11 protein-coding genes and 1 pseudogene are annotated in these 16,806 nt (G+C 69.0%); 7 read left to right on the top strand and 5 right to left on the bottom strand.

Annotation, left to right across the window (positions count from 1 at the left end):
- Positions 1–56: 56 nt before the first annotated feature.
- Both rtcA and WMF12_RS37295 read right to left on the bottom strand, forming a co-directional pair.
- Positions 57–1,076, bottom strand: coding sequence for an RNA 3'-terminal phosphate cyclase (rtcA, locus tag WMF12_RS37300; protein ID WP_437852913.1), 1,020 nt, complete (start codon positions 1,074–1,076; stop codon positions 57–59).
- Between the two features lie 52 nt (positions 1,077–1,128).
- Positions 1,129–2,355: an RtcB family protein gene (locus WMF12_RS37295; RefSeq protein WP_437741496.1), complete on the bottom strand. Its 1,227-nt coding sequence runs from the start codon at positions 2,353–2,355 to the stop codon at positions 1,129–1,131.
- A 214-nt stretch (positions 2,356–2,569) separates the two neighbouring features.
- Between WMF12_RS37295 and rtcR (WMF12_RS37290) the strand changes: the two genes are divergently transcribed.
- The 3 genes from rtcR (WMF12_RS37290) to WMF12_RS37280 all read left to right on the top strand — a co-directional run bounded on the left by rtcR (WMF12_RS37290) (position 2,570) and on the right by WMF12_RS37280 (position 8,929).
- Entirely contained in the window at positions 2,570–4,216 is a 1,647-nt protein-coding gene (gene rtcR, locus WMF12_RS37290; protein ID WP_437852911.1) for an RNA repair transcriptional activator RtcR, read from the top strand.
- A 484-nt stretch (positions 4,217–4,700) separates the two neighbouring features.
- Positions 4,701–7,856: a hypothetical protein gene (locus WMF12_RS37285; protein WP_437852909.1), complete on the top strand. Its 3,156-nt coding sequence runs from the start codon at positions 4,701–4,703 to the stop codon at positions 7,854–7,856.
- A 14-nt stretch (positions 7,857–7,870) separates the two neighbouring features.
- On the top strand, positions 7,871–8,929 hold the full coding sequence (locus WMF12_RS37280; protein ID WP_437852907.1) for a formylglycine-generating enzyme family protein: 1,059 nt from the start codon (positions 7,871–7,873) through the stop codon (positions 8,927–8,929).
- A 3-nt stretch (positions 8,930–8,932) separates the two neighbouring features.
- Here WMF12_RS37280 and WMF12_RS37275 read toward each other — a convergent pair whose 3' ends face one another.
- Positions 8,933–9,106: a hypothetical protein gene (locus WMF12_RS37275; protein ID WP_437852905.1), complete on the bottom strand. Its 174-nt coding sequence runs from the start codon at positions 9,104–9,106 to the stop codon at positions 8,933–8,935.
- 98 nt (positions 9,107–9,204) lie between these two features.
- Between WMF12_RS37275 and rtcR (WMF12_RS37270) the strand changes: the two are divergent.
- Positions 9,205–10,489 (top strand): annotated as a pseudogene (gene rtcR / locus WMF12_RS37270) (RNA repair transcriptional activator RtcR); the annotation flags it as partial.
- A gap of 225 nt (positions 10,490–10,714) precedes the next feature.
- Positions 10,715–11,329 carry a glutathione S-transferase family protein gene (locus WMF12_RS37265; protein ID WP_437852903.1) on the top strand — a complete coding sequence of 205 codons (615 nt, stop codon included), beginning with the start codon at positions 10,715–10,717 and terminating at the stop codon, positions 11,327–11,329.
- A gap of 83 nt (positions 11,330–11,412) precedes the next feature.
- Here the strand turns inward: WMF12_RS37265 and WMF12_RS37260 are convergent, their stop codons facing one another.
- Positions 11,413–12,894 carry a M16 family metallopeptidase gene (locus WMF12_RS37260; RefSeq protein ID WP_437852901.1) on the bottom strand — a complete coding sequence of 494 codons (1,482 nt, stop codon included), beginning with the start codon at positions 12,892–12,894 and terminating at the stop codon, positions 11,413–11,415.
- 9 nt (positions 12,895–12,903) lie between these two features.
- The gene (locus WMF12_RS37255) at positions 12,904–14,259 is read right to left on the bottom strand and encodes a M16 family metallopeptidase (RefSeq protein ID WP_437852898.1); all 1,356 of its coding nucleotides are present in this window, start codon (positions 14,257–14,259) and stop codon (positions 12,904–12,906) included.
- A gap of 489 nt (positions 14,260–14,748) precedes the next feature.
- Here WMF12_RS37255 and WMF12_RS37250 point away from each other — a divergent pair, with 489 nt between their 5' ends.
- Together WMF12_RS37250 and WMF12_RS37245 are read left to right on the top strand one after the other, a co-directional pair.
- Complete coding sequence (locus WMF12_RS37250) at positions 14,749–16,083, top strand: GDSL-type esterase/lipase family protein (protein ID WP_437852896.1); 1,335 nt, start codon at positions 14,749–14,751, stop codon at positions 16,081–16,083.
- A 174-nt stretch (positions 16,084–16,257) separates the two neighbouring features.
- Positions 16,258–16,806 (top strand): chalcone isomerase family protein, encoded by a 549-nt coding sequence (locus WMF12_RS37245; RefSeq protein WP_437852894.1) that lies wholly within the window; start codon positions 16,258–16,260, stop codon positions 16,804–16,806.

Here is a 16,806-nt window from a genome sequence, read left to right as displayed (position 1 = left end):
TGTGGCACAACCGGGACACCGCCGTCAATCGGCCGTGGATCCGCCGTGGACCGCGCTCAGCGCCAGATCTCGATCTGCCACGCCGCGTCCGAGATCTGCTCGACCGACGCGCGGATCCCGAGGAGATCTCGGAGCAGCCCGAGGTGGGTTGTCGTGTGGGATGACGGGCGCACGGTCCGGAAGGCGCCGCGGCCCGCGAGGGCGATCGGCAAGAGAAGCTGATCGGCCAGGTGCTCGCCCACGGGGACGCCCGCCGCGAGGTAGTCGCGCGCCTCCTCGGCCGCCTTCGTGGCGACGGACTCCGCGCGCACGCCCTTCACCCCGAACCCGGTGAAGACCTCGGTCACGTGCTCGCTCTCGACGGCGATGGTGAGCACGTTGCCTGGGCCGTTCCCGCCCCTCAGCACGCTGGGCTTGAAGCAGCCCGGCTCCCAGCCGAGCACCGCCGCCGCCGCGTCGAGCTCGCGCACCGCGATGGCGCCCGGGAGGTTCGACACCGTCGCGACCGCCCGCCGGGCGCGGATCTCCCCGCGCTCGAGGAGCTCGAGCGGCGCGAGCGCCGGCGCCGGCGCGATCGAGACGCGGGCCAGCCCGCCGCCGGCCGGGTAGAAGCCGGGCGTCACGAGCGTCGCGGTGACGTCCGGCCCCATCCTCCTCACGAGCGGCAGGTAGGCGAGGTCCAGGAAGTCGAACGGCGGCGCCAGCGGGTTGTGCGTGCCGCCCTCGAGCGTGAGCGCCGACGGCGCGGGCGCGCGGAGCAGCGCGGGCAGGACGGTCTGCAGCACGAGCGTCGTGCTCCCCGCGCTCCCGACCTGGAACGTGTGCTCGCCGGGGACGATCGCGGCCGGTCGAAACACGATCTCCTGCGAGCCGAGCGATGCGCCCGACACCTCGGCGCGGCCGATCTGGGCCGCGGCCCGGACCGACGTCAGGTGTTGCCGCATCAGGCCCGGGCGCGCGCGGCCCTTGCGGATCGAGGTGATACGGACGGGCGTCTGCGTGATCAGCGAGAGGCCGAGCGTCGTGCGGAGGATCTGGCCCCCTCCCTCTCCGATGGATCCATCGATGGTCAGCATGGCGGTCGGCTCTCCCCTGGATCAGCGATATCACGGCGCCGGGGCGCGGGGCTCACCCCTTCACGCAGACGACCTGCCGCAGGGTGTGGACGATGTCGACGAGATCCTTCTGCGCCCGCATCACGTCGTCGATCGGCTTGTAGGCCGCCGGCGTCTCGTCGATCACGTCCTCGTCCTTGCGGCACTCGACGCCCGCGGTCGCGGCCTCGTGGTCCGCGACGGAGAAGCGGCGGCGCGCCTCGCCCCGCGACATGACGCGGCCCGCGCCGTGGCTCGAGCTGCAGAAGCTCTCCGGGTTGCCGAGCCCGCGGACGATGAACGAGCGCGCGCCCATGCTGCCCGGGATGATCCCGAGATCACCCGCCTGCGCGCGGACGGCGCCCTTGCGGGTCACGAGGACGTCCTTCCCGTAGTGGTGCTCGCGCGCCACGTAGTTGTGGTGGCAGTTCACCGCCTCCACGGTCGCGTCGAAGGGCGGCAGCTCGCCCGAGCCGCGGAGCGCCTCGACCACCTGCGCCATCATCAGCTCGCGGTTCACCGCCGCGAAGTCCTGCGCCCACGACACGGCCTGCATGTAGTCGTGGAAGTGCCTCGTCCCGTCCGGCAGGTACGCGAGGTCGGCGTCGGGCAGGTTGATGAAGAAGCGCCTCATCTCCTGCTTGGCGAGCTCGATGAAGTAGCTCCCGACCCGGTTGCCGACGCCGCGCGACCCGCTGTGCAGCATGACCCAGACGCGGTCCTCCTCGTCGAGGCAGAGCTCGATGAAGTGGTTGCCGGTCCCGAGCGTGCCGAGGTGCTCGATGGCGTAGCCGCGCCCGATGCGCGGGTGCTTCTCGACGATCTGCCGGTACCGCGGCTCGAGCTCGGCCCACGCCGCGACCTGGGCGGGGGGCGGCGAGCGCCACGCGCCGCGGTCGTTCTTCCCGCCGTTGTCGGTGCGGCCGTGCGGCACGGCGCCCTCGATGGCCGACCGGAGCCCGCGCAGCGCGTCCGGCAGCTGCGACGCGGAGAGGCTCGTGCGCGCCGCCATCATCCCGCAGCCGATGTCGACGCCCACCGCCGCCGGGATGACCGCGCCGCTCGTCGCGACCACGCTCCCCACGGTCGCGCCGATGCCCTGGTGCGCGTCGGGCATTACGGCGATCCACTTGTGGATGAACGGCAGCGCGGCGAGGTTCTTGAGCTGCGACTCCGCGGCGGTCTCGAACGGCACGCCGACCGTCCACGCCTTGATGGGCACGCCCGAGTCCGTGGGGATGACGTTGTAGCTTCGCTCCATGGCAAGATCTCCGGTGAGGGGTCGAGCCGTCCGGCGCGCGCCGCGGCTCGCGTTCGCGGCGGGGTCCGTCGGTCTCTGTCGTTTCCGTCGGTCTGTCGTTCCTGCGTTCTGCGTTCCTGCGTATCGCACGGCGCGTGCCACTCGAAATCCAGGCGATCACGGGTCGCTGGCCCTGCGGATTAGACCTGTGTATAAAACGGTTAGAGAGCATTCTATGACGCGCAAGACGACCGTGGTCCTCGGCATGCTGGGCCCGACGCTGGACACCGGGAAGACGGCGGAGCGCTGGTCGCGCTGGCGTCCGAGCGTGGCGCTCTGCCAGCACGAGGACCTGATCGTCGACCGGTTCGAGCTGCTCTACCAGCGCCGCTTCGAGGGCCTGGCCGAGACGGTGATGGGCGACGTGCGGCGCGCCTCGCCGGAGACGGACATCCGCGGTCACGTGGTCGAGGTGGACGATCCGTGGGACTTCGAGGCGGTGTACGGCGCGCTCCACGACTTCGCGAGGGCGTACCCGTTCGCGCCGGACCGGGAGGACTACCTCGTCCACATCACGACGGGCACGCACGTCGCGCAGATCTGCCTGTTCTTGCTCACGGAGTCGCGGTACTTCCCGGGTCGGCTCATCCAGACGTCGCCGCCGAAGCGCGACCGTGAGGAGCTCGCGGCCGGGTCGTTCACGATCATCGATCTCGACCTCTCGAAGTACGATCGCATCGCGTCGCGCTTCCAGAAGGAGCAGCGCGAGGGGGTGTCGTTCTTGAAGAGCGGCATCGACACGCGCAACGCGGCGTACAACCGGCTGATCGAGCGGATCGAGCACGTGGCGATCGCGTCGCGCGCGCCCATCCTGCTGATGGGCCCGACGGGGGCGGGCAAATCGCAGCTCGCGCGGAAGATCTACGACATCAAGAAGGGGCGCCGGCAGGTGGGCGGCGACTTCGTGGATCTGAACTGCGCGACGATCCGCGGTGACGGGGCGATGTCGGCGCTGTTCGGGCACACGAAAGGGTCGTTCACGGGGGCGCTCCAGGACCGCCCGGGGCTCTTGCGCAAGGCGCACGAGGGGGTGCTGTTCCTCGACGAGATCGGCGAGCTCGGCGCGGACGAGCAGGCGATGCTGCTGCGGGCGATCGAGGAAAAGGCGTTCTTGCCGGTCGGCTCGGACAGGGAGGTGAGGAGCGAGTTCCAGCTGCTCGCCGGCACGAACCGGGATCTCGCGCTGGAGGTTTTGGCGGGGCGCTTCCGGGAGGACCTCCTGGCGAGGATCAACCTGTGGACCTTCCGGCTCCCGGGCCTCAGGGAGCGGGTCGAGGACATCGAGCCGAACCTCGATTACGAGCTCGACGCCTCGGCGCGGCTGCTGGGCGTGCGGATCACGATGAGCCGCGACGCGCGCGCGCGGTTCCTCGAGTTCGCGACGTCGCGAGAGGCGGTGTGGCCGGGCAACTTCCGGGACTTCAACGCGGCCGTGACGCGGATGGCGACGCTCGCGCCCGGGGGGAGGATCGGGGTGCCGATCGTGGAGGAGGAGATCGGGCGCCTGGTGGAGGCCTGGCGGCGAGCGCCCGCGGCGGGCGGCGTGAGAGGCGGCGCGGCGGGGGAGGGGAGCGACGGGGAGGATCTCGTGGTCGCGGCGCTCGGCGCGCGCCGGGCGGCGGCGCTCGACCCGTTCGACCGGGTGCAGCTCGCCGAGGTGCTGCGGGTGCTGAAGGGCGCGCGGTCGCTGTCGGAGGCGGGACGGGTGCTGTTCGCGGCGTCGCGGGCGAAGAAGAAGAGCGTCAACGACGCGGACCGGCTGCGGAAGTACCTGGCGCGGTTCGACATCGACTGGAGCGAGGTGGTGGCGGAGGGCGGGTAGAGAGGGCTCTCCCTATCACGGGGCCAGGACCGAGCCCTGGACAACGATGTTGCGGCGACGAACCATCGAGAGCCGCGCGCGACCGGCGCGCGACGCTCCCGTGGGTCGTGCCACGCTGCGGGTCGTGACATGTCACGCGGCGATCCGTGACATGTCACGCTGCAGCCCGTGACATGTCACGGAGAATGGGCCTCACAGCGCGGCGGGCGGCCCGTCGTCCAGCGCGTGGAACGCGAGGGATCGAGACATCTCGCGCTCTCTGCGCCTGGCACATGGAGTGCTACGTGCCAGTCCGAGCGGCCGAGAAACAGCGTTTTCCACAGCGGCCTGTGCTCACGGGATGACAATGACAAATCACGAGAACATCAATCTACCGGAGCGCACCAGGTTGTGTCCTTCTGCCGCTGGCAGAGGAAGAAGCACGACGAACGACGGTTCAAGGATCCAGGCGCGGCTCTCGCGGGCCTTGGCGCTGGCAGCGAGCGTGAGCGTGGTAGGCTGTGGTACGCCCGAGGGGGAGGCTCCCGAGCAGGCCGCGATCTCCACGGCCAAGCAGGCGCTCGTGAACCAGTTCGAGATTGCGCTCGGGTTCCCGGCAGGCTTTTCACAGAGCAACGTCGCCCTTCATGCATCGCAGTCGCTGCGCATCGCCGGGGGGGTCACGCTGCGAGACGTGAACGGCGCGCCAGCGCCGGCGGTGAACGTCGGCACCGGCCTCCTCGAGGTCAACGCCGCGACGAGGACCGGGTCGCTCGTCAGCGGAGGTAATATCTGGCTCGGGAGTCAGACGGAGGCCACCGGCACGGTCCAGGCGGCAGGCACCATCACCAAGCAAGCCGGCGCAGCGATCGTCGGGACCGAGCTGGCAGCCACGCCCCTCGGCCCGCTCGGGAACCTGCGCTTCACGATCGACTTCCCGTCGCTCGTCAGCGTACCGCCCGTCGGACCGGACACGACCTCGTCGCTGGCTCCGGGAGGTTACACGAGCGTCTCCGTCGGCTCTCGGAGCACGCTGGATCTCAGCTCGGGCACGTACTATCTCGATCAGCTCCAGATGCAGCCTCAGTCGATCGCCCGCCTCGACACGTCGGCCGGCCCGGTGATCGTCTACGTACGCCAGCTGCTCGACTTCAAAGGGGGCGTTCAGATCGTCGGCCCGGACAGCAGCTTCTTCCTGGCCTACCTCGGGACCGGGACCGTCTCGCTCGAGTCCGCGTTCAACGGGACCATCGTGGCGCCCAGCGCGACCCTGCGCCTCGCGCCGGTCGGGTCGCCCGGACATCGAGGGTCGTTCTTCGGGCAAACGGTCGAGGCCGCCGAGGCGGGCTCCACCATCACGTTCGACCCCTTCGACCACTGGCACGATGTCCTGAACATTCACCCGGTGGTCAAGTGCGTGCGACGCTTCAAGCACCCTGCGGGGGCCGCGCTCTTCGGCTACGAGAACGAGAGCGACTTCCCGGTCACGGTGCCGCTCGGCCCCCAGAACCAGCTCGTCCCCGCGGGAGACGTGGCGCCGCCCACGACGCTCTTGCCCGGGGTGCACGACAAGGTGTTCTTTGCGCCCTTCGACCTGAGCGGCAGCCTCTCGTGGCAGCTCGCCGGAGAGACGGCGACCGCGAGCTCGTCCAGCCCCGCTTGCGATCTGGGAGATGTCCCCCCGGAGCGAGAGCCTGCCCCGCCGCCCGCCCTCGTCCCCATCGAGCGCCCGGGCGTGTCGCTCGCGTCCTTGAGCGTGCAGCTCGCGCCGGAGGTGACGACGTCTGCCACGTCCCACCTGGCTTCGGAGGTGTACGGCGACTTCGTGGGCCCGCAAGTGGGCAACACGAGCAACGAGGAGGCTGGCCCCGCCGCATTTACGTTCACGGTCACCTCGCTCAACTTCGATGAGAGCGAGGGGCTGTGTGGTTCGGTCGATCCGTTCGTCGCCAAGCTCGTCATCGACGGTCAGGACAAGGGTCAGACGAGCAGCGGCACGGTGCAGGTCGCCCGCGACCGGGCCACGGTCCACGTCTCGGTCGACGTGAACGACGACGATGCATGGTTCTGCCTGGGAGACGACGACCTCCGGGACTACGGGTTCGACGTCGACCTGTATACCGGCGCTACCGGCGCGAACGAGACGTGCATCGACGGCGGCCGCATGTGCTTCACCGCGACGCCGATCGCGAGCCCGGACATCTGCTTCGACTGGAACGCGCAGTTCATCGACTCTGGCCCCTGGACTGGCATCGGCAGCGAGGACTACCTTCCCGGCAAGGCGATGCAGCCGGTCCCGGCGAGCTTTGCGCGCTACCAGATCACGATGACGAACTCGACCGGCGTGTTGTTCGACCGCGGCGGCGTGCTCGACGGCAACGGCTGCGTTCCGAGGCCCAAGCTCCCCGTTCGCTCGCACTGGCAGCTGGGCACCGACCTCCAGATCGCGACCCGCGTCATCAGCCAGCACTGCCTGGACCCTTCGGGGACCAACTGCGCCATGAACGGCTCAGCGTTCACCGGGGCCAACGTCGTCGTGCGGCAAACCGGGCAGAGCGGGCCGGCCTCCATGTGCGCGATCTACGCGGAGGACGTCGGGAGCGTCACCGACGCGACGTGCTCGGCCCGCCAGATCGATTGGCCCACGACGCCCCCGGCCCCCCTTCGTCCGGTCTTCACCGAGCACAACTCGATCACCCGAGCCGGCGCGGCGATCAGCCAGATGCTCAAACGTGAACACGAGAGCGATGGCGAGCTTGGCATCGTACGTGCGATGATCGATTATCGCTACGAGGGCAATGGTCGAGTCGAGATCGTCGTCGACGAATATTGCCTCACCAGCGATTCCTGCACGGGGGAGCAGCTCCAGACGAGCTGCAGGCGCGGCAACACGTTGCTTCTCGAGCCAGATGGTCTGGTCGCTTCGACGACCCGCTTCAAGTACATCGTCGCGCACGAGTTCGGTCATTTCATTCAGGGCAATGGTCAAGGGCTGATGAAGCAGGAGTACGGCTGCGGCGCGGGCGAAGCCAACCAACCCGCGCTCTGTCGCTGCGATGGCGTCCCCCCCGATCAGCGGCTCCATTGCCTGCAATCGCTGGAGGAGCCGAACGCCGCGCAGATCGAGGGATTTGCTCAGTACTTCGCGGCCAAGGCCTTCAACGCCGACATGGAATCGGACTGCACGTTCGTCTACTACAAGCCGATATCGAACACGGAGTGCATGCCGGGAGTGACCGATTGCGCGTTCGATGAGGACACCGGCCTCTACATCAATCAGCCGCCGATCCCGGTGAGCTGCAAGCAGGCGGTCCGGTGGCGCAACACGCACTGCATCGACGGGAGCTCGTCCCCCGACCTCCTCTCGTTCGGCACCGAGTACGACTGGCTGGAGTTCCTCTACGGAGTCGACAACCATCCGACGCCGGAGTTGCGCTGGAGGATGAAGGATCTCTTCGACGCCTACCTCGCCGCGTGCAGTGAATCGGCAGAGAACATCGAATCTTGCAAGGGAAAGCGCGTCAGCTGGAATGGCGGACTGGGCCACGAGAGCCTGCTCGGCGGCGTTGCCTTGCTCGTGACGGAGGGGTTCAAGACTCAGCCCGCAGCGGATCGATTCGAAGTCGTGGGTGCGGACCTCGGGGTCAGCGACGAGCCATGAATACAAGCGGTTCGATGACGTGCGCGATCGGCGTCGCTCTCTGGGCTCTCCTGATCGTACCCCTCGGCTGCCAGCCCGAGGCGGAGCGCCAGGAGCCCTCCGTCGTGCCGGCCAGCAACATGGATCCGGCCGGTCCGGAGGTGGCTGGCTGGGAAGCCGCCTCCGCCGATGGATCCGTGTGTCGGCATCCGGCGGTGGTGGCCGAGTGCGCGGATGGTTGGTGTCGCATTCCGCCGGGCTGCTTCATCATGGGCTCGCCAGAGAGCGAGCTCTGGCGTGGTGAGAGCTCCGAGATCCCAAGGGCGGTCACGCTCGAGCGCGGGTTCGAGATCGGGCAGTTCGAGCTGACGCGCAAGCAGTGGTCGGAGCTCGTCAGCGTCATGCCGGAGAAGCCGGAGAAGGTGCAGGAAGGTCCGGTGACCTGCAAGGACGACGTGTGCCCGCTTCGCTATGCGACGTGGTTCGAAGCCCTGCTCTTCGCGAACCTGCTCTCCGCACGTCACGAACCGCCGCTCGCGCCCTGCTTCGAGCTCTCCGAATGTCAAGGCGAGCTGGGCCGCGGCGTGATCTGCGGTCGCGTGGACCTCACGGGCGGCGCGACGAGCGTCCACGAGTGCGAGGGCTATCGCCTGCCAACGGAGGCAGAATGGGAGTACGCCGCGCGCGCGGGGACGAGGACGGCCTACTACGGAGGTGACATCACCGGAGCGAATCCGGATGCGCGCTACGACCCCGAGCCGAGCCTCGAGCCCATCGCATGGTATGACGTGAATTCGGGGGGGCGCACGCACCCCGTGGGGACGAAGCGGCCCAACCGCTGGCTCCTGTTCGACATGCTCGGCAACGTCTTCGAATGGACCAGCGATCGACCGGTCTTTCACGACGCCGAGGGGCCCGTGACGAACCCTGCCACGGAGATCGCGCTGAGGACCGACGCGGCGGATCTCCGCGTGGCTCGGGGTGGCAACGCCGCGGGCTCGCGGGATATGCTGCGAGCGGCCGGCCAGAATTACCCAGCGTCGGACGCGGCGTACCGAGGCGTCGGCTTCCGTCTCGTCCGAACCATCAAGTGAGGCTCAGCCGCCGGGCGCCTCGTGGCGGAGGGCCTCGTCGGGCTGGGCGTCGGCGGCCGCGAGCAGCCGCCGGTACAGCGCGACTCGCGCTGCGGGCACCTGCCCGAACGGTTGATCCCGACCGTGGGCACCGTCCGTCGCGAGGACCTGCCGTGCCCCCGTCGCGACGGGTAACATCTCTGGATATTTACCGTTTCAGTTGACAGTTTCACTCGCCGAGGCACTTTCCTGTGTTGCTGCGATCTGTGGTGCAGCGAACTGTACTTTACCGGTTCATTCACATCACGACCGGCACGCACGTCGCGCAGATCTGCCTGTTCCTGCTCACGGAGTCGCGTTACTTCCCCGGTCGCCTCATCCAGACGTCGCCGCCGAAGCGCGACCGTGCGGAGCTCGCGGCCGGGTCGTTCACGATCATCGATCTCGACCTCTCGAAGTACGACCGCATCGCGTCGCGGTTCCAGAAGGAGCAGCGCGAGGGGGTGTCGTTCTTGAAGAGCGGTATCGAGACGCGCAACGCGGCGTACAACAAGCTGATCGAGCGGATCGAGCACGTGGCGATCGCGTCGCGGGCGCCGATCCTGCTGATGGGCCCGACGGGCGCGGGGAAATCGCAGCTCGCGCGGAAGATCTACGACCTCAAGAAGGGGCGCCGGCAGGTGGGCGGCGACTTCGTGGATCTGAACTGCGCGACGATCCGCGGCGACGGGGCGATGTCGGCGCTGTTCGGGCACACGAAGGGCTCGTTCACGGGGGCGCTCCAGGACCGCCCGGGGCTCTTGCGCAAGGCGCACGAGGGGGTGCTCTTCCTCGACGAGATCGGCGAGCTCGGCGCGGACGAGCAGGCGATGCTGCTGCGGGCGATCGAGGAGAAGGCGTTCTTGCCGGTCGGCTCGGACAGGGAGGTGAGGAGCGAGTTCCAGCTGCTCGCCGGCACGAACCGGGATCTCGCGCTGGAGGTTTTGGCGGGGCGCTTCCGCGAGGACCTTCTGGCGAGGATCAACCTGTGGACCTTCCGGCTCCCGGGCCTCAGGGAGCGGGTCGAGGACATCGAGCCGAACCTCGATTACGAGCTCGACGCCTCGGCGCGGCTGCTGGGCGTGCGGATCACGATGAGCCGCGACGCGCGCGCGCGGTTCCTCGAGTTCGCGACGTCGCGAGAGGCGGTGTGGCCGGGCAACTTCCGGGACTTCAACGCGGCCGTGACGCGGATGGCGACGCTCGCGCCCGGGGGGAGGATCGGGGTGCCGATCGTGGAGGAGGAGATCGGGCGCCTGGTGGAGGCCTGGCGGCGCGGCGGGGGAGGGGAGCGACGGGGAGGATCTCGTGGTCGCGGCGCTCGGCGCGCGCCGGGCGGCGGCGCTCGACCCGTTCGACCGGGTGCAGCTGGCCGAGGTGCTGCGGGTGCTGAGGAGCGCGCGGTCGCTGTCGGAGGCGGGACGGGTGCTGTTCGCGGCGTCGCGGGCGAAGAAGAAGAGCGTCAACGACGCGGACCGGCTGCGGAAGTACCTGGCGCGGTTCGACATCGACTGGAGCGAGGTGGTGGCGGAGGGCGGGTAGAGGGGGGAACGGCGAAAGGCCGCTCATCTCGGGTGACAGAAGATCCTCTGTGCGGTCCTGCACCCCCGGAAGCGCGACGCCATCCCACCAAGGTATCCATGCACCCAAGGCGCCGCTCTCCCTCGACAGCGTGCGGGCCCGGTTGACGGCGGCGCAAATGGTCTGATATCCATCCACTGGGCCAGCTGGGCGTGCCCCGGCAGCGCGGGGCCGAACGGAGGTCAGATGAAGCTTTACTACTCGCACAACTCAAACCCGCGTCTCGCCGTGGCTGTGGCGCGGCACGTCCAGGCGCCGGTGGAGTTCATCCGCGCGGCCCCGTTCGCGCCGGACCAGATCGAGTTCTTCCGAACGCTCAACCCCAATACGCGCGTTCCGATCCTCGTCGAGGACGGCACGCCCCTCTGGGAAGCCGATGCCATTGCCTGTCGCCTGTGTCAGCTGACTGGCTCGGACTTCTGGCCCGCGCCCGCTCGTCTGCCGGAGCTTCTGCGCTGGCTGAGCTGGGCGCACCAGCATTTCAGTCCACCGGCGAGCGCGCTCTACTTCGAATACATCGTCAAGCCCACGTTCACGACCGACCGAGAAGAGCAGTCGGTGATGGACCGGCACCTGAAGGAGTTCCGACAGTTCGCGGAGGTCCTGAACGGTCTGCTGAAGGGCCGCCGCTGGCTGATTGACGACAAGCTGAGCTATGCCGACTTCCGCGTGGCCTTCGTCTTTCCGTATGCAGCGCGTGCGCGGCTGCCCTTGGCGGACTACCCCGAGGTGCAGCGGCTGTCGAACCAGCTGGACGAGATCGAGGCGTGGCGCGAGCCGTTCAAGGGCCTGGAGGGATGAGGTGAGGAGTCCGCGGGCGCGCGCGGCGGGCTGAGCGCGCCTGCGCTGCGAGCTCGAGCCGAGCTACCGAGCGGAGATGGAAATCACTCTGGCCTCGTCGTCTTCAGCACCGCCCACTGGACGTCGCCGAGGCTCACGAGCTGGTCGTGGAGCAACCGCGGGGGGCCATAGACGGCGATGCCGATCTGGGCGTCAAAGTATCGCGACGCGGCGCGCTGCAGCTGCTCGGGGCTGATGGCGCGCACCCGGCGCTCCAGCGTCGCCAGGTGGTCGAGCGGCAGCGCGTTCAGATAGAGGTCCGCGAGCGCCCCGGCCAGACCCGGCGTTGACGACACAGCAGCGGCCGTCTGGCCGAGGAAGCGCATCTTCGCCGCTTCTAGCTCGGCCAGCGTCACCGGAGAGCTCTTGAACCGCCGGATCTCCGCCAGGATCTTCTCCAGGCTCTCACCTGCGCGATCGAGATCGGCGCTGAGCTCGATCAAGAATTGGCCAGCGGTCCTGCGTTGATAGCACGCGGCGTGCACCCCATAACTTATCCCCGTGTCGTGCCGGAGCGTGGCTGCAGAACGCGACACGACGAGCCCGCCGATCAGCATGGCGATGAGATCGAAAGCGAGGGCGTCCGGGTCTGACAAGCCGGCGCATGGCAAAGCGACGACCAGGCTGGCGTCAGACGTGCCACCCGCAATCGCACCGATCCGGATCTCCCGGTCGCCGCGGGGGATGACCGCTGGCGGCGCTGGCTCAGGCGGCACCTGGCCCTGCGCAGGGGACCATGCGCCAAAGTGGCGGCGCGCGAGCGCAAAGATCGCCTCGGCTTGCACGGCGCCCACGGCGATGAGGGCGCTGTCGCGCGGGCCGTATTGCCGCGAGTAAAAGCTCCTCACCTGATGCCCGGAGAAACCCCTGAGATTGCTCCCAAAGGCCTTGAATGGCAGCGCCAGAGGGTGATCAGGGCCATACAGCCCCTCGAGGGCGAGCTCGTTCAGCTGGGAGGAGATACCGAGGGAGCGGCTGAACAGCGCCTGGGACTGCGCGCCGCGCGCGCTCTCGAGCGAGTCGGCGTCAAAGACGGGGTGCTGGACGAGTCGCGCCAGGAGCCATGCCGCCTTCTCGGCGCCAGACGCCAGCGTCGTGATCGCGATCGCGGTTCCGGCGGAGCTCACGCTCCACCTGGGGAGCTCACCGCTGATGCGGAGCTGGCGCAGGACCTCGCCGTTCTCCAGCCGCGTCCCCTCGTTCAACATCCGGGCTGTGAGCTCCGCGAGCCCGGCGTGGCTCGGCGCTCCATCGTCGCGGGCCGCGCGGTTGACGTAGACCAGCGTCACGAGCGGCAGCTCGGGCCGCTCGACGACGAGCGTCGTCATGCCGTTCTCGAGCTCGGCCGAGCGGACGTCGTGGACTCGCAGCGCCGGCTCAGCCGCGAGCGGCGGCGCGTTCGCGCGGAACTCGGCGTCCGGGGTCGGCGTGAGCGGCGGCAGGGGAGGAGGCAGCTCCACCCGCGAGCCGCAGCCCGCGAGCGCTGCACCGAAGAGCGCCGCCCACCCCATGCTTGCTCGTCTCATGCGGACACCTCAGCGTGGATCGACGGTCAACCTGCCCTCACGGGACGCGAGATCCTCGGGTTCCACGCGGACGAGGCGGGCGACGAGGCGCCGATCCGTCGTGAAGTAGCCGCGCAGGCGCAGCACGTCGTCGGGGGTGACGCCGCGGATCTCAGCGATCCGCCGTGCCACGTCGAAAGGTCGCGACGTGGAGCGCAGCGACTTCAGGTGTCGTAACGCGCGCCCCATCGGCTGATCATGCGACATGAGCTCGCGGACGATCGCGGTCTGTTTCAGCTCCGGTAGCAGGGCGCCCCAGTCCATGCTCCACATCTGGCGGATTTCCCGCTCGATCGCCGCCTCGACGCCGGCGTGGGTCGCGTGCTTCGTCAGGGTCGCCGAGACGGAGAACACCGATCCCAGGTCCCGGTCGTCGATGTCCGCAGCGACGTGCGACAGGGTCCCCTGATCGCCGACGAGGCGCGTCCGGAGCGACTCCCCCAACGCGTGGGCGACGAGCCCCGCCGCGACCCGCTCGCGCGACGAGGCGAGCGGTGCCGCCCAGCACATCTCGATCCGCTCACGATAAACCGCGTTCTCGAAGGTCAGTCGCCGCGCCGCGGCGAAGGCGGCCGGGGCCGTCCGTCGGCGCACGAACGGCGTCTTCGGATTGACCACCGGGCCGAAGTACCGCTCCACGAGGGCGCGGGTCGCCCGTGGATCGATGTCGCCGACCAGGATCAGGCGCGCGTTGCTCGGACGGTAGCCTTGCTGGAAGAACCATTGCGCGTGCCGGAGCTCGATCGCCGCCAGATCGTCGAGAGGGAGCTCTGAGCCCGAGTAAGGGTGGTCCTGCCCGAAGATGGCACGCCAGGTGTGGCGCTGGAACATCTTCTCGATGCCATCGTTCATCAAGAGCTCGTTGCGCACGATCTTCTGCTCGAGCGCGAGCGCCTGTTCGTTGAAGCGCTCGAGCGTGAATGCCATGCGCTCGCTCTCGATCCACAGCGCGAGGGGGAGCGCGGCCGCTGGCGCGAGCGCGTAGTAGGCGGTGTGGTCGGGGCTCGTGACCCCGTTCATGCGGTGCACCCCCGCTCGCTCGAGCAGGCTCAGGGCATCGAACGGCTTCATGTGACGCGAGCCCCGGTACGTCATGTGCTCGACGAGGTGCGCCAGCTCGCTATAGCCCCGCGGATCATCGCGGCTGCCGATCTCGTACGCGACGACGACGGCGACCGTCGGCTGCCTGTGATCTTCCTCCAGGAGCACCTCGAGGCCGTTGGCCAGGCGGAAGTGGGCGGCGCTCTGAGCCAGGCCCTCGATACCTCCCGCCGCCGAGCGGGCGCCCGGAGCTCCCGAGGGGTCCGCCGCTGCCGCGAGGGGCATGGCGACCGCCAAGAGCCCCGCCACCAGCCCTGCCGCCCTCGATCGTCCCGGCGCGCGCAGTCTCGGCTCTTTCTTGGCGTTCAATGGTTCACCCCTCGCGTGCTGTCTCCTGGCGCATGGACGCTGGAACTGTCGTCCCTGTCAAGCGCGCCGTATGGGGCGGTATCGCCGGAGCGCCCCCCGACGGCACCGCTCGTCGCTCGTCTGGCGTCGTGCGTGCTGGCTTGTGGGGGAGCGCTCGACGTGGGTACCGTCCGTCGCGAGGACCTGCCGTCCCGCCGGCGCCACGGAGAACATCTCTGGATATTTACCGTTTCAGTTGATAGTTTCTCCCGCCGGCGCATTGTCCTGAGCTGCTGCGAGCCGTGATGCAGCGAACAGGACTTTACCGGTTCACTTTGTCGGCGTGGATCGATGACGGAGGTCGCCTCCGCTATTGATCGTGGCGCCGAACTGCCCCAGAGTGCCCGGCGCTGGAGGTCAGTTTCGATGGCTTTTCGTTCATTTCAACAGTCACCTTTCCTGGCCCTTACGCTGGGGGCGGTAGTCCTCCTGTCGGCCTGCTCGGATGACGACGGCGGCGGCGGCTCGTCAGCGAGCTCCGGGGGCACGGGCGGCTCGTCGGCGAGCTCCGGGGGCTCCGGGAGCACCACCGCGCAGGGCACGGGCGGCGCGGGCGGTGGTACGGGCGGCGCCGGGGACACGGGTGGCGGCGGCACCGGCGGCGGCGACACGGGCGGCGGCGACACGGGCGGCGGCGGCACGGGCGGTGCGGACGCGCAGGGGATCGTGCCCAATCCCATCATCTCCCGCGGCAAGCCGGCCTTCGCCTCGGCGGGGACGGCGTCGGTGATCAACGACGGCAAGTACAGGTCGGCGGGGACCTGGATCGCGGGCAAGCCCACCTCGGCCGCGCCCGCCTGGGTCGCCATCCAGGTCGGCACCGGGTACGAGCGGCTGCTCCTGAGCTGGACGGCCTCGTACAACTACAACTACACGGACGTGCAATACGGGGCGCCGGGCGCCTACCGCGTGGAGACGTCGAGCGACTCCACGAACGGCTCGGACGGCACCTGGACCCAGGTCGCGGAGGTGACCAACAACCCGGTCCGCACGCGCGCCCACAGCTTCGATTTCGGCGGCAAGAGCTGGGTCCGGCTCGTCGTGACCGCGGCCCCCGCGACGACCGACGACACCGGCGTGCAGCTCGACGAGATCGACGTGCACGACATCTCGAAGGGCGCGGAGGACACGTGGTTCTTCCTCGGCGACAGCATCACGGCGTTCGCCTATGACCGCGACACCCCGGCCACGCAGCCGAGCTTCGCCGAGAACGTGCACGCGGCGCACCCGGCCCACTATCCGGCGATGATCAACGGCGGCATCGGGGGAGAGCTCACCAAGAGCACCGACAAGCCCAGCGCGCTCGATCGCATCGATGATGTCCTGGAGATGAACCCCGACTTCCACTACTTCGCGATCGGCTACGGCACCAACGACTCCTGGGACCAGACCGACCCGAGCACCTTCAAGGCGAACCTGCAGCAGCTCATCGACAAGATCGAGGCAGCGGGCCGCGTCCCGGTGCTCGCGCACATCCCTTTCTCGCCGGACGGCCACCACAACGCCGTCCCGGCGTTCAATCAGGCGATCGACGCGTTGACGGAGGAGAACGGCCTCCCTCCTGGGCCGGATCTGTATGCGTGGTTCGAGGACCATCCCACCCAGTTCACCGACAAGGTGCACCCGGATCCCGCCGGGCGGGTGGCCATGAACAAGCTCTGGGCCGACGCCGTGGACGGCCTCTACCCGGCCCAGCGGTAGCGCGACCCGACGCCGGGCGACACGCGACCACGCGACCGAGCGCGCTCGCGGCGCCGGCGCGAGCCTTGACTCCACGCGGCCGCGGGGGCTAGCTCGATCAGGCGCACGAACGGCGGCCCGGGGAGCAGTGCCCTCGGGGGGCTCGGCCGGCCCGCGCCCTCCAGGGGGTCTCCGATGAAGCTCATTCCCAAGAAGCTCATGGTCCTGGTCGTCGCCCTCGCGGCCCTCTTCACCTTCGCCGCCGCCGCCCCGGTCAGGGCCGACGACTGGGCGCTGACGGGCACCGGCGTCCGCGTCAAGACGATCGCGTTCATCGACATCGACGTCTACGAGATCAGCCATTTCATGAAGCAGGCGCCCGCGTCGCGATCGAAGCAGGCGGTGATCGACGCCGACGTCCCGAAGAAGTTCGTCTGGAAGATGCTGCGCGACGTGGACAAGGAGAAGATCCACGACGCGCTGACAGGCGCCTTCGCGATGAACGGGTACACGGATCAGGCGAAGATCAAGGCGTTCGTGGGCGCGTTCCAGGGGGAGCTGAAGGAGGGGGCGCGCATCTCCATCCAGTACGATCCGGAGAAGAAGAGCACGACCGTCGCGGTCGGCGGCAGCAGCGCGAGCGTCGCCGGCGTGGACTTCATGAAGGCCGTGTGGAGCATCTGGCTCGGGAAGATCGATCAGCCCAAGCTGGGCGATCAGCTCATCGGCCGGCTGAAGAAATAG

It is taken from the genome of Sorangium sp. So ce363 (assembly GCF_051520435.1).
GTDB classification, from domain to species: domain Bacteria; phylum Myxococcota_A; class Polyangia; order Polyangiales; family Polyangiaceae; genus Sorangium; species Sorangium cellulosum_B.
This window is presented reverse-complemented; position numbering and strand designations above follow the sequence as displayed.